The sequence below is a fragment of the Streptomyces sp. NPDC097619 genome (genome assembly GCF_040302735.1).
Taxonomy (GTDB): Bacteria; Actinomycetota; Actinomycetes; order Streptomycetales; family Streptomycetaceae; genus Streptomyces.
The window spans coordinates 1-12,786 of record NZ_JBEOSD010000078.1 but is presented as its reverse complement, the minus strand read 5'-3'; the positions used below and the strand labels follow the sequence as shown (position 1 = coordinate 12,786).

The 12,786-nt window shown below is 75.5% G+C and carries 11 protein-coding genes; 9 read left to right on the top strand and 2 right to left on the bottom strand.

Annotation, left to right across the window (positions count from 1 at the left end; genetic code table 11):
- Positions 1–47 precede the first annotated feature (47 nt).
- The 8 genes from ABTZ17_RS21395 to ABTZ17_RS21360 all read left to right on the top strand — a co-directional run bounded on the left by ABTZ17_RS21395 (position 48) and on the right by ABTZ17_RS21360 (position 8,291).
- Positions 48–1,052, top strand: a complete 1,005-nt coding sequence (locus ABTZ17_RS21395) for a FecCD family ABC transporter permease (RefSeq protein WP_502994777.1) — start codon at positions 48–50, stop codon at positions 1,050–1,052.
- Entirely contained in the window at positions 1,052–1,906 is an 855-nt protein-coding gene (locus tag ABTZ17_RS21390; protein ID WP_352197258.1) for an ABC transporter ATP-binding protein, read from the top strand. The genes ABTZ17_RS21395 and ABTZ17_RS21390 overlap by 1 nt, the downstream gene beginning before the upstream one ends.
- Before the next feature lie 259 nt (positions 1,907–2,165).
- Positions 2,166–2,645, top strand: a complete 480-nt coding sequence (locus tag ABTZ17_RS21385) for a DedA family protein (RefSeq protein WP_352197257.1) — start codon at positions 2,166–2,168, stop codon at positions 2,643–2,645.
- A 466-nt stretch (positions 2,646–3,111) separates the two neighbouring features.
- On the top strand, positions 3,112–4,287 hold the full coding sequence (locus tag ABTZ17_RS21380) for a cytochrome P450 family protein (RefSeq protein ID WP_502994776.1): 1,176 nt from the start codon (positions 3,112–3,114) through the stop codon (positions 4,285–4,287).
- Between the two features lie 131 nt (positions 4,288–4,418).
- Positions 4,419–6,038 carry a M12 family metallo-peptidase gene (locus ABTZ17_RS21375; protein WP_352197255.1) on the top strand — a complete coding sequence of 540 codons (1,620 nt, stop codon included), beginning with the start codon at positions 4,419–4,421 and terminating at the stop codon, positions 6,036–6,038.
- Positions 6,039–6,172: 134 nt separating this feature from the next.
- Positions 6,173–6,733 carry a DUF4396 domain-containing protein gene (locus tag ABTZ17_RS21370; RefSeq protein ID WP_352197254.1) on the top strand — a complete coding sequence of 187 codons (561 nt, stop codon included), beginning with the start codon at positions 6,173–6,175 and terminating at the stop codon, positions 6,731–6,733.
- 138 nt (positions 6,734–6,871) lie between these two features.
- On the top strand, positions 6,872–7,597 hold the full coding sequence (locus tag ABTZ17_RS21365; protein ID WP_352197253.1) for a GOLPH3/VPS74 family protein: 726 nt from the start codon (positions 6,872–6,874) through the stop codon (positions 7,595–7,597).
- A gap of 97 nt (positions 7,598–7,694) precedes the next feature.
- Positions 7,695–8,291, top strand: coding sequence for an HD domain-containing protein (locus ABTZ17_RS21360; protein ID WP_352197252.1), 597 nt, complete (start codon positions 7,695–7,697; stop codon positions 8,289–8,291).
- A gap of 189 nt (positions 8,292–8,480) precedes the next feature.
- Here the strand turns inward: ABTZ17_RS21360 and ABTZ17_RS21355 are convergent, their stop codons facing one another.
- Complete coding sequence (locus ABTZ17_RS21355) at positions 8,481–10,187, bottom strand: IPT/TIG domain-containing protein (RefSeq protein ID WP_352197251.1); 1,707 nt, start codon at positions 10,185–10,187, stop codon at positions 8,481–8,483.
- A gap of 433 nt (positions 10,188–10,620) precedes the next feature.
- Here ABTZ17_RS21355 and ABTZ17_RS21350 point away from each other — a divergent pair, with 433 nt between their 5' ends.
- Positions 10,621–11,544: an NAD-dependent protein deacetylase gene (locus ABTZ17_RS21350; protein WP_352197250.1), complete on the top strand. Its 924-nt coding sequence runs from the start codon at positions 10,621–10,623 to the stop codon at positions 11,542–11,544.
- On the opposite strand, the gene ABTZ17_RS21345 is transcribed toward ABTZ17_RS21350, so the two are convergent.
- Positions 11,541–12,668 carry a PP2C family protein-serine/threonine phosphatase gene (locus ABTZ17_RS21345; protein ID WP_352197249.1) on the bottom strand — a complete coding sequence of 376 codons (1,128 nt, stop codon included), beginning with the start codon at positions 12,666–12,668 and terminating at the stop codon, positions 11,541–11,543. The two genes, ABTZ17_RS21350 and ABTZ17_RS21345, sit on opposite strands and share 4 nt — an antisense overlap.
- Positions 12,669–12,786 lie beyond the last annotated feature (118 nt).

Below are 12,786 nucleotides of genomic sequence, written 5' to 3'. Positions count from 1 at the left end.
CCCCCGGCCCCCCGGCGGGGCCGGGGGCCCGGCCCCGGGCCGCCCGGCTGGTGCTGTCCCTCCTGGTCGTGGTCGCACTGCCCGTGTCGGTGGTCGCCGCCTCGCTGTTCGGCAGCGCGGACCTCGGCCCCGCGGACGTCCTCGGCACCCTGCTGCGCCACCTCGGCCTCGGCGACCTCGCCCCCGCACCGGCCCTGCCGGGCCTGCTGGACGCCCTGGTGTGGGAGTCCCGGTTCCCGCGCGTGCTGCTGGCCGCCGCGGTCGGCGCGGGTCTGGCGGTGTCCGGCGCCGTCCTCCAGGCCGTCACCCGGAACCCGCTCGCCGACCCCTACCTCCTGGGGGTGTCCTCCGGGGCCTCCACCGGTGCGGTCGCGGTGCTGCTGCTCGGGGTCGGCGGCAGCGTCTCGCTGTCCACCGGCGCCTTCGCGGGCGGCCTGGCCTCCCTGGGCCTGCTGCTGCTCCTGCTCGGCGGCGGACGCGTCGCGAGCCCTGCCCGGGTGGTACTGACGGGGGTGCTGGTCTCCCAGTTCTTCGCCGCGGTCACCTCCGTCGTCCTCATGGTCAGCGGGGACGCGAACGCCACGCGCGGGTTCACGTACTGGCTCCTCGGCACCCTCGGGGGCGCCCGCTGGGAAGGGACCGCCGTGACCTGCGTCGTCGTCCTGGCCGGGATCGTCGCCGTGCAGTTCTCCGCCCGCTCCCTGGACGCCTTCACCTTCGGCCGGGACGCGGCCGCCGCGCTGGGCGTGAACGTGACCGCGACCCGGGTCCGACTGCTGGTGCTGGCCTCGGTGATCACGGCGGCCGCCGTGGCGGCCTCCGGTGCGATCGGATTCGTCGGCCTGCTCGTCCCGCACGCCGTGCGCGTGCTGGCGGGCCCCGGACACCGCACCCTGCTGCCGCTGTCCGCCGCCGTCGGCGCCGTCTTCCTCATCTGGGTGGACGTGTTCGCCCGGACCGCCTTCAACCCGCACGAACTGCCCGCGGGCGTGATCACCGCCCTCCTCGGCGCTCCCGCCTTCGCCCTGGTCCTGAAACGTCTGGAGTCCTGATGGGCAGCATCACCACCACCGGGCTGAGCTGGTCGGTCAAGGGCCACCGGCTCCTCGACGACGTCGGCGTGACCGTCCCCGACGGCGGTGTCGTCGGGCTCCTCGGGCCCAACGGCTCCGGAAAGTCCACCCTGCTGAGACTGCTCGCCGGACTCCGCCGCCCCGACCGCGGCACCGTCCGCTTCGACGGCACCGCCCTGGACGCCCTGTCCCGCCGGGACCGGGCCCGGCGGCTCGCCGTGGTCGAACAGGAGTCCTCCGCCCACCACCAGGTCACCGTCCGGCAGGTCGTGGAACTCGGCCGCACCCCCTTCCGCGGCCGCTTCGACGCACCGAGCGCGCGGGACCGGCACGCCGTGGACGCGGCACTGGAAAGGACCGCCCTCACGCACCGGCAGCACCGGAGCTGGCACACCCTCTCCGGCGGCGAGCGGCAGCGCACCCAACTCGCCCGCGCCCTCGCCCAGGAACCCCGGGAGATCCTCCTCGACGAACCCACCAACCACCTCGACATCCGCCACCAGCTGGAACTCCTCGACCTGCTCCGCTCCCTGGACCTCACCTGCGTGATCGCCCTGCACGACCTCAACCTCGCCGCCCGCTACTGCGACCACCTGGTCGTGCTCGACCGCGGGGAGGTGGCCGCCGCCGGACCCCCGGCGGACGTGCTCACCCCGGAGCTCCTCGGATCGGTGTACGGGGTCGAGGCGGCGGTGGACCGGGAACCCGCCACGGGCACCCTCCGGATCACCTACCTCGGCCCCGCCCGCGTGACGAAGACCGGCGACGAGGCCCGGCCGCCCGCACCGGGGCCGCCCGCACCCCGCCGGGCGCACCGTGACGGCTCACCGTGACGGGTCACCGGACGCCGGCCTGTACCGGCGGATTTGCGTTCGGTTAGGCTGGCCTTGCCTGACGTGCGGGCCTGGGGTCCGCGGGCGCGGGCCGGGGTGTCGCGGACGGCGACCACCCCTCGGAACGGAACGTGCAGAGGCAGGGCGCAGGTGAGAATCGCGGACCGGGCGGGTGCCCGTCGTGCCTCCGCCGGGACCGGCAGGGCCACGCGGAGGACGGGCCCCGCTCCCGCCGGACCGGAACGGGGGACGGAGCACCGTGGATAAGATCGCGCTGACCGCCGGAGCCCTGTACGTCATCGTCCTGCTCCGCGCCGGGGGCACCTTCGCCGTCGGCTGGCTGGCCGGTGCGGGCGCCCGGCGCAGCCGGTTCGCCGAACGCCTCTCCTCGGCCCGGTTCCAGCGGGCCGAGCGGGCCATCCAGCGCTGGGGCGCCCCCGTGGTGGCCGTGTCCTTCCTGACCGTCGGCTTCCAGACCGCGGCGAACTTCCTCGCGGGCAGCATGCGCATGCCGTTGCCCCGCTACCTCCCGGCCCTGTTCATCGGCGGCGCCGCCTGGGCGCTGCTCTACGCGACGGTCGGCCTGGGGATCCTCGAAGTCCTCGGTCGGCTGTTCGCGGAGCACGCGGCCCTCGGGACGGCCGGGGTGGCCGTGCTCGTCCTCGCGGCGTGCGGGGCGGTGGCCTACCGCCGCCGCCGGGCCGCCCCCGCCGGCGGCGCGGTGGCCGAGGAAGCCTGAGCCCGTCCCCGCCGGAGCGGCGCGGGCGGAGTCGGCGAGCGGCGGCCCTCGAATTCTTCCGGAATGCGGTGGTGCGGCCACGAAGGTGCCGTGGTCGGTTCCGGCGCTACGGGATCACCGCCGCCGGCTCCGCATCCCCGATCCGCCCCGACCTGCGGCGACTTCGCCACCCCAAGGGTTCCCGGGTCGATTCCACCTCCGGCGGCTGCGGCGTCGATCCGGCCCACCCGGCTGCATCTGCGAGGTGCTGGTCGAATCGCCTTCGCAGGCGCGGGATCACCACGGACCACTCCCGGACCCCACGGCCACCGACCTTCGGAGCTTCCTCCCGTCCCGCCGGCCCCATTTGGTGCGATCGGGACCGTCCCCACCGGCTACGTTGGGGCCCGTGACGGGGACGGCGGACGAGCGCGGGGGCGGGTACGGCACGGGTGCGTCCGGCGAGGGGTGCCCGCGCGCGCACGGCATCCCCGACCCCCCGGCTCCGGAAGAGGCCGGGGATCCGTACGCCGGGTACGCCGCGGCCCGCGAAGGCCCCGCGGTCCGGGCCGTACCGGCCGGAGCCGCGGGCCGCGTCGACCACCTCGTCACCGGCTACGCCGAGGCCCGGGCCGCCCTCGCGGACCCCCGGCTCTCCAAGGACACCACCACCTTCTTCGCGGGGAAGGACTCCCGGCGACGGCTCCATCCGGCCGTCTCCGCGAGCATGCTCGCCACCGACCCGCCGCGGCACACCCGCCTCCGACGGCTCGTCACCGGCGCCTTCACGACCGGAGCCGTCCGGGAGCTCCGCCCGTACATCACCCGCGTGACCCACGGACTGCTCGACGGATGGCCCGCCGGTCGGACCGTGGACTTCGTGGCCGGGCCGGCCGAACCCCTGCCGGTCATCGTGGTCTGCGAACTCCTCGGTGTCCCCGAGGCCGACCGGCCCGCCGTCCGCCGCTGGTCCGCCGACCTCTTCGCCGCCGGAGCCCCGGACGCCGTCGACGCCGCCTCCCACGCCGTGGCCGACTACATGGCCGACCTCGTCGCCGCCCGCCGCCTGGCCCCCGGTCACTCCCTCCTCGACCGACTGATCGCCGCCCGCGACGCCGAGGGCCGCCTCACCGAGGAGGAGCTGGTCTCCCTCGCCGTACTCCTCCTGATCACCGGACACGAGACGGCCACCCACGCCCTCGGCAACGCCCTGCTGGCCCTCCTCCGCCACCCCGTCGAGCTGCGCCGGCTGCGCGCACACCCGGAGGCCCTGCCCGCCGCGCTCGACGAACTCCTCCGCTTCGACTCCGCGGTGGGCACCGCCACCTTCCGGTACGCCCTCCGGGACCTCACCCTCGGCGGCACGGAGATCCCGGCCGGCTCCCCGGTGCTGGTCGCCCTCGGCGCCGCCAACCGGGACCCCGCCCGCTTCCCCGACCCGGATCTCCTCGACCCCGCCCGCGACGCCTCCGGGCACCTCGCCTTCGGCCACGGGATCCACCGCTGCGCGGGGGCTCCGCTGGCCGTGGCCGAGCTGGAGATCGCGTTGCGCGCGGTCCTGGAACGCCATCCGGGCATCCGCCTCGCCGTCCCCGCCGGCCGCCTGGAGTGGCGGCGGACCCGCCTGGTCCGTGGGCTGGTCGCGCTGCCCGTCCGGGTCTGAGGCCGGCCCGTCCCCACGGCACCCCGCGACACGCCCGACGCGCCGCGCCCGGATCTTCCGGGCGGGTGACGGAGCGCGAGCGCCGGGCATGTCCGCCACTCGTCACCGGATTGTTCTGTCTTTGTGGTGATATGACCCCTTCTTCTGGCCTCCGGCGCACCCGGTGGGTCGCCCTGTGCGCCTCCGCGCTGGTCTCCCTGTCCGTGACCGCCGCGGTGGCCGATCCCGCGGGCCCCGCCGGCGCCCCGACCCTCCCCGGAGCCGCCGGTCCGGCCGCCTCCGCCCGTGTCGCTTCCCCCGCCGCCGGACCCCCGGGCCGGGCCGCCGAAGCCGACGGCCGGGAGGTGTTGCGGGAGCGGATCGTCCCGCTGCGCACCGAGGAGTACCGGGAGCTGTGCACCCCGGCGCCCTTCGGCGCGCCCCGCCGGCACGCGTTCGGCTTCTTCGAGGACGTCCGCGTGACCGCGGTCGAGGACGGCTCAGAGCGCGAGGGTGGCGGTGTCACCTGGAGCGGTCACGTGGAGGGGGCCCCCGACCACCGGGTGGGCGTGGCCATGCGCGGGGTGTGCGGGGCGGCCCCGGGCACCGCTCCCGTGGTCGAGGTCGTGGCCGCCCTGGGGGAACGCGTCTACCACGTGGAGACGCTGACGGGCCGTCCGGCCCGGGTCCGGATCACCGAGGAGGATCCCGACCACCGGGCCCCGCACGCCCCCGACGGCTCCGTGATGAGCGCGGACGACGCCACCGCCATGGCCCACGGGCTGCGCGGGGCGGAGCCGGCCGCCGCCGGGGACCCCGTGGTGATCGACGTGATCGCCGGGTACACCGATCGGGCGGTCGCCGACATGGGCGGCGAGCAGCAGGTCGTCAACACCATCCGGTGGGCCGAGCGGAAGATGAACGAGGCGCTCGCCGACAGCGGGGTCCCCGCCAGCATCGACGTCATCGGCACCTACGCCACCGGCTATCGCGGGGACAACACCTCGCACGTGATGCACGGCAAGCTCGCCGATCCCGCCGACCGCGAACTCGGCGCGCGCGCCGCCCAGTACCGGGAGAACTACGGGGTGGACCTGATCACCGTGGTCAACCGGGTCGACCGCGGGCAGTCCACCGGACAGGGCAGCCTCCCGGTCCGCGGCCGTTTCGACGCGCGTGAGGCGTTCTCCGTGGTGGACGTCCGCTCGATGACCGACTGGTACAACCTCGGCCACGAGATCGGCCACAACCTCGGACTGTTCCACGACCCGCGGACCCTCACCGAGCAGGTCGGCGGCGAGACCTGGCGACAGCTCCTCAACGCGCCCTACGGGACCGGGTACGTCACCCCCCGCCGCGACCACCACACGATCATGGCCTACAGCAGCGCGTGCGGCGGCCCGTGCACGGCCGTCAACCAGTACTCCAACACCCTCAACACGGTCGACGGGCAGCCGCTCGGGAACGCGGCCGAGAGCGACAACGCGGCCCTGGCCCGCCTCACCACGCCGATCGTCGCCGACTACCGGACCCTGCGGATCCAGCGCACCCGGCACGCCCTGACCCTGGAGGGCGCCACCGGGGGCAGTGCCCGCCCGGCCGTCTACGGCCCGTACGCCCCCGGCACGGTCGTGGCGGTGACGGCCCGGCCGCAGGCCGGGTTCCGGCACACGGGATGGGTGTACGACGGCACCGAGTACGCCCTCGGCCCCCAGGTCAACGTGACCATGGACGCCCCGCACACCCTCCGGCCGGTCTTCGCGGCGCTCTGACCCCGGTCTCCCGGACGGCGGGACGGCCCCGCCGTCCGGGAGGTCCGAACCCTTCTGGAATACCCCCGGGGGGTATATGGTTCGGATCGGTGGGGCCCGGTCGGCGGGCCCGTGGAAGGAACGGGGGCGAGGTCATGGAGCACGGCCCGGAGCACGACACCGAGCACGGCGGGGGACACGGCACGGAACACGGGACGGAGCGCGCGGGGGACGCTCACGGAGGGCGCGGTGGACACCCGCACCACCACGGCCCCGGGGCGGGCACCGGCTGGGCCACCGCCGCGAAGGCCACCCTGCACTGCCTCACCGGCTGTGCCATCGGCGAGATCCTCGGCATGGTCATCGGCACCGCCCTGATGTGGGGCAACGTGGCCACCATGGCCCTGGCGATCGCCCTCGCCTTCCTCTTCGGCTACTCCTTCACGCTGCTGGCCGTCCGCCGCGCCGGCCTCGGCTTCCGGAACGCCGTGAAGGTGGCCCTCGCCGCCGACACGATCTCCATCGCCGTGATGGAACTGGTCGACAACGGCATCATCGCCCTCGTGCCCGGAGCGATGGACGCCCACCTCTCCGACGGGCTGTTCTGGGGAGCCCTGCTGGGCGGGTTCGCGATGGCCTTCCTCGTCACCACCCCCGTCAACAAGTGGCTGATCGGGCGCGGCAAGGGGCACGCCGTCGTCCACGCCCACCACTGAGCGCCCACCCGCCCCCACGGACCGCCGATCACCGGGACGGGGCCGGTGATAATGGAGGTCCGTGGGCGGAGGGCCGGTCGGGCCGTCCGTGCTGACCGCCGGGCCACGGGCGCCCGGTGGTCGTGAGGGGAGTCGTTGATGACTACGGCCAAGGACCTGTTCATCGTCGCCATGGACCGCCGGTCCACGGGGAGCGTCGGGCAGGGAGACCTGTCGCTGGCCCTCGCCGGCGCGGAGCTGATCGACCTGCTGGACGCCGGCACGATCGGGCTGGACGGCGACCGAGTGGTCCCCGCGACCACGGCGCCGCCGACGGACGGGCTGCTGGCGGCGGCCTCGGAGGCGCTGCTGCGGACCGCGCCGTACGAACCGGTGGAGGACTGGCTGTGGCGCCGGGGCCGGGACCTCGCGGCGGCCTACCAGAGTGCTTTGGAAGCCGACGGGCAGCTCTCCCCGGAACGCGGCGGGCTGCTGCGCCTGGGCGCGCGACGGGTGGAACTGGTCGATTCGCCGGCCCGCACGCTGGCGGTCGGTCGTCTGGAGGAGGCCGAACCCGTCCTCGGCGCCCTCGCCGCGGCCATCGGCCTGGTGGACGGCCCCGCTGATGCCGACGGCGATGGCGATGGCGATGCCGGTTCCGAGTCGGTCGCGGCTCCGGAGGGAGAGGCCGTGGCGGGCGCGGGGTCGGAGGGCGACCCCGGAGCGCGGGTGGCGGCGGGAGCCGCCGAGGACGGGGCCGGGGACGACGACCCGGTCACCGCCGTGCTCGCCGCCGTGAACGACGCGGTGATGGAACTGGAGGCGGTCCGCCAGCGGCGCGCCATCGAGGAGTCCGCCTTCGCCAACGTGTGGCGCGCCCCCTGAGCGGAGCACGGGCCCGCTGAACGGGCCGCGGCGCGACCGGACCGCACCGGAACGACCCGGCCCCGGTCGCGCCCGGACCCGGCCCTACCGTGGGCCCATGAGGATTCCCACGCCGGACGAGATCCGCGCCCTGCACGAGAAGTACGCACCGTCACCCGAGGCCCTGGAACGGGTGCTCGGGCACTGCGAGATCGTGTGGGAGGTCGCCCGTGGGCTGCTGGAGCGGTACGAGGGCGAGATCGACCGGGAGTTGGTGCGGGCCGGGTGCCTGCTGCACGACATCGGCGTGTACCGGCTGGCCGGGCCCGAGGACGGGCCGGGACGGGAGCACTACATCCGGCACGGGATCCTCGGGCACGCGGCGCTGCGGGCCGAAGGGTTCCCGGAGACGCTGTGCCGGTTCGCCTCCTGCCACACCGGGGTCGGTCTGAGCCGGGAGGACGTGCTCCGGCAGGAACTGCCGCTGCCGCCGGCGGACTACCTCGCGGTCACGCCGGAGGAACGGCTCGTCATGTACGCGGACAAGTTCCACAGCAAGAGCAGGCCGCCGAGGTTCGTGGCCCCCGACACGTACGCCGTGGAGGTGGGCCGGTTCGGGGCCGACAAGACGGTGGAGTTCCTCCGGATGCGGGAGGAGTTCGGGGAGCCGGGGCTCGCCGGGCTCGCGGGGCGGTACGGGCACCGGTTGACCTAGAGGTGGTGCGGTGCGGGTCGGTGGGGGTGTGCCTTCCGGTGGGGGCTCCGCCCCCTGCCCCCGCGCCTCAATCGCCGGCGGGGCTGGAGTTCCGCTTCGAACGCCGGCGGGGCGGGAATCGGGGGTCGGGTCGGGGGCGGATGCCGGGTGGCGTGCGCCGGTGGGAGCACGCCACCCGGCCTCGGGTCGTCAGGGGCAGGTGACCAGGAGGATGGTCACGGCGGTGCAGGTGACCGAGGCGCTGTCGTTGGCGGGGTTCGGGTCGTTCGGGGACGAGGCGGTCCGCGTGCCGGTGACCTTGACCGGGCCGAGGCTCAGCAGGTGCAGGGGGACGCGGAAGGACTTGGTCGCGCTCGCGCCGTCGGCGATGGCCCCGTAGGAGCAGGTGACGGTGGAACCGGCGGCGGTGCATCCGGCGGACAGCTGGGTGGCCGAGGCGCCGGAGGGCAGCGTCGCGGTCAGCGTGGCCGAAGCGACGTTGCCGGGGCCGGTGTTGCGGGCGGTGAGCGTGTAGGCCAGGTACGGCACCAGGATGCCCAGGTGCGGCTGGGTGGCCAGGTCCACGTCGATGTCCGCGGCCGCGGTGAGGTACGTGAACCGGGTGGCGGGGGTCACGGCGCTGATGCCACCGGGGGTGGCGACTCGGACCTCCACCGCGCCGGGCACGTGGGGCGGGGTCGTGACGGTGCAGGCGGTGGGCGTGCACCCGGTCGGGACGACCGCGACCCCGCCGAAGCTGACGGCGGTCGCGTCGGCCAGCGCGGTGCCGGTGACCGTGACCGTGGTCCCGCCCTCGGCCGGGCCGGTGGCGGGGGAGACGCCGGTCAGCACCGGGGCCACGGGACGCAGGCTCAGGACGTCGAGGGCCTCGCCGCCGTTCTTGACCACGTACAGGAGCCCGCCGTCGGGGCTCACCCCGGTGTCGACGGGTCCGCCGCCGACCGCGGTGTTCCCGCTGACCGTGCGGGTGGCGGTGTCGACGGCCGACACCAGGTGCGCGGCGATGCTGGGCACGTACGCGGTGGCCCCGTCGGGGGCGACCGCCGTGCCTCCCGGATTGGCGCCCGTGGGGATCGTCGCGCCGACGGTGAGCGTGGCCGGGTCCACCACGGAGACGGAGGAGTCGGCGCCGTGGCTGACGTACACGTCCCCCGAGACCGGGGCGACGTCGACCGCGTACGGCTTCGCGCCCAGGGCCACGTTCGCGGTCACGGCGAGGGAGGAGGTGTCGATGACCGCGAGGCTGCTGCTGCCCACGTTGCTGACGTAGGCGGTCGCGCCGTCGGGGCTGAAGGCGACGTCGCGCGGGAACGCGCCGACGGTGACCGTGGCCGTGACGGTGTTCGTCGCGGTGTCGACCACCCGGACGGACCCGTTGGCGCCGGAGGAGTCCACGACGAAGGCCCGGGCCCCCGTGGGGTCGACCGCCACGCTCTTGGGGTCGCCGACCCCACCGATGGTGGCCGTCACCGTGTTCGTCGCGGTGTCGACCACGCTGACCGTGCCGGAGCCGCGGTTGACCACGTACAGCCTGGCGCTGTCCGGGGTGACCGCGAGCCCCGACGGAGAGCTCCCGACGGGCACGGTCGCGGCCACGGTACGGGTGGCGGTGTCCACGACGGTGACGGTGTTGCCGGCGGGGCCGCCGAACACCCCGGCGTTGCTGACGTACACGCGCTTGCCGTCGGGGGCCACGGCCAGGGCCTCCGGACTCGCGCCGACCGGGACCGTGGCGATGACGGTCGGGCCGTCCGCGGCCGCCGGGGCGGTCTGGAGGGCGGCCAGCCCGGTCACGGCCAGGGCGAGCGCGGCGCCGGCCGCCGTGGCGCGCCGTCTGCGGAAGCGGTGCCGGTCCCGCTCCGGGTGCTGCGGACGTGGCAGGCTGATCGCGGACATGGCGATTCCCCCTCGAAGGCCGCGGCGCGACGGCGGGGGACGGGAGGCCCCCCGGGGAACCGGCGCGGCGCGGTCGCGCGGGAGCCCCCGGGCCGCCGGCGTCGACCACCCCCGCGGACCACGGCGCTCCCCGTGCACCGTCCCACCGGTGCCGGAGCGGCGGGCGGGGACGGTCGTGCGGCGCGCCCGTCGGACGGGACGGACGCGGCGAACGGTCGACATCGTTCCAGCCCGTCCGCGGACCCTGCGCACAACCTTCACAGTTGTCCTTTTCGGATCGGACGGTGACCGTTTTCCTCACGTGGATGTTCGGGTGTCCCACCCGTCCCGTGCGTGCCCGGGGAGGACCGGACGGGGCCCCACCCGGCCCGCCGGGGCCGCCCGGGTGCCCGGACCGGGCCGCGTCCGGGCCCGCTGTGCGTAGGGTGGCGGTATGCGCATGCGGCCCACCCTCAGCTGGACCTCCGACGGGAGCGCGCTCCCCGGGACCACCGATCCGGGACCGGTGGCTGCCGCGCTCCGGGCCGGGGGCGTGCTGGTGCTCAGCGGTGCGGGCATGTCCACCGAGTCCGGCATCCCGGACTACCGGGGCGAGGACGGCAGCCTGAAACGGCACACCCCGATGACCTACCAGGAGTTCACCGGCGACGCCGCCGCCCGGCGGCGGTACTGGGCGCGCAGCCACCTGGGCTGGCGGACCTTCGGCCGGGCCCGACCCAACACCGGGCACCGGGCCGTCGCCGCCCTGGAGCGGCGGGGCCTGCTCACGGGGGTCGTCACCCAGAACGTGGACGGCCTCCACCAGGCCGCGGGCAGCACCGGAGTGGTGGAACTGCACGGCGGTCTGGACCGGGTGCGCTGCCTGTCCTGCGGCACCCTCACCGACCGCCACGCGCTCGCCCGGCGGCTGGAGGAGGCCAATCCGGGCTTCGACCCCGGGTCCGCCGCCCTCAACCCCGACGGCGACGCCGATCTCACCGACGTCCAGGCCGCCCCCTTCCGGGTGGTCGACTGCACCCGCTGCGGGGGCCTGCTCAAGCCCGACGTGGTGTTCTTCGGGGAGTCCGTGCCCCCGGAGCGGGTGGCGCGCTGCCGGGCCCTGGTCGACGCCGCGGACACCCTGCTCGTCCTGGGCTCCTCGCTGACGGTGATGTCCGGGCTGAGGTTCGTGCGCCAGGCCGCGGAGGCGGGCACGCCCGTCCTCATCGTCAACCGGGACCCCACCCGGGGCGACCGGTACGCCGGCACGCGGATCGCCCTGCCCCTCGGCGCCGCGCTCGAAGAGGTCTGCGCCCGGCTGGGCGTCCCCGTGACGGGCCCCGAGGGTCCCGCAGGCACGGTCCAGGGCTCGTACTAGGGCAGCCGCGGGTCCGGGGGCGCGGCCGCCGGGTCCGGGTCGCGCAGGCGGACGGCGAGGGCGGCGATGTCGTCGTCCAGGCCCTCACGGCTGTGCCGCAGCAGGTCCCGGTGGAGGGCCGCGAGCAGGGCGCGGGGCCGGGCCGGGGGCTGCCGGGCCATCCAGGCCGTCAATGGGAAGAACTCGCCGTCCCGGGCCCGCGCCTCGGCGATCCCGTCGGTGTACAGCAGCAGCAGGCCGTCGGGGGTGAAGCCGAAGCTGTCCACGCCGTAGTGGTCCCCGACGAGCTCGGCGAGGCCCAGCGGGGGAGAGGGGGAGGCGGCCTCCAGGACCCGGAGCCCGCGCGGGTCCCGGAGGAGCGGCGGCGGGTGCCCGCAGTTGAGCACGTCGATGCGGGTGCCGCCGTGCGGGATCTCGACGAGCAGCGCCGTCGCGAACCGCTCCCCGGCCCCCTCGGCGGGGAAGGCCCCGTTGTAGCGGGTGCTGCTGGCGTCCAGCCGCCGGGCCACCCGGACCAGGTCGGGTTCGCCGTAGGCGGCCTCCCGGAAGGCGTTCACGATGCCCGCGGCGGCGCCCACGGCGGGCAGCCCCTTGCCGCGGACGTCCCCGATGAGCAGCCGGACCCCGTACGGGGTGTCCACCACCTCGTAGAAGTCCCCGCCGATCCGGGCCTCCGCCGCGGCCGCCAGGTACAGCGACTCGATCTCGACGCGGCCGAAGCGGCGCGGCATCGGGCTGAGCACCACCTGCTGGGCCGCGTCCGCGACGAGCCGCACCTGGAAGAGCGTGCGTTCCCGGACGAGTCGGACGTGGCTCCCGTACGCGGCGGCCACCGTGACCGCGATGATCCCGCCGCCCGTCCACCAGGTGCCGAGGTCGGGGAAGACGAGGCTGAGCCCGATCATCAGGACGAGGCAGACCGTGCCGAGCAGCACGGTCGGCAGGACCGGCCACATGGCGGCGGCCAGGGCGGGCGCCGCGGGCAGCAGACGGCTGAAGGCCATCTCCGGGGGCGTGGCGTAGGCCAGGGCGGCGATCACGACGGTCAACAGGACCGGCGACAACCGCACCAGTGACCAGCGGCTGGTGCGCCGAGGGTGCCGCAGCCGTCCGGACTCGATCACAGGCCCCAGAATATCCGGACAATCCGGGCGGGGCTCTCCCGTGACGGTCCCGCCGGCTCCTCTCCTCGACGGCGGTGGTCCCGTCCGGGTAGCGCTTGGTCACCTGCTCGAATCGGAT

Bases quoted from the DNA above. Each gene is read 5' to 3' on its own strand.
- ABTZ17_RS21390 (WP_352197258.1), top strand. From the start codon at position 1,052: ATGGGCAGCATCACCACCACCGGGCTGAGCTGGTCGGTCAAGGGCCAC.
- ABTZ17_RS21375 (WP_352197255.1), top strand. From the start codon at position 4,419: ATGACCCCTTCTTCTGGCCTCCGGCGCACCCGGTGGGTCGCCCTGTGC.
- ABTZ17_RS21370 (WP_352197254.1), top strand. From the start codon at position 6,173: ATGGAGCACGGCCCGGAGCACGACACCGAGCACGGCGGGGGACACGGC.
- ABTZ17_RS21365 (WP_352197253.1), top strand. From the start codon at position 6,872: ATGACTACGGCCAAGGACCTGTTCATCGTCGCCATGGACCGCCGGTCC.
- ABTZ17_RS21360 (WP_352197252.1), top strand. From the start codon at position 7,695: ATGAGGATTCCCACGCCGGACGAGATCCGCGCCCTGCACGAGAAGTAC.
- ABTZ17_RS21355 (WP_352197251.1), bottom strand. From the start codon at position 10,187: ATGTCCGCGATCAGCCTGCCACGTCCGCAGCACCCGGAGCGGGACCGG.
- ABTZ17_RS21350 (WP_352197250.1), top strand. From the start codon at position 10,621: ATGCGCATGCGGCCCACCCTCAGCTGGACCTCCGACGGGAGCGCGCTC.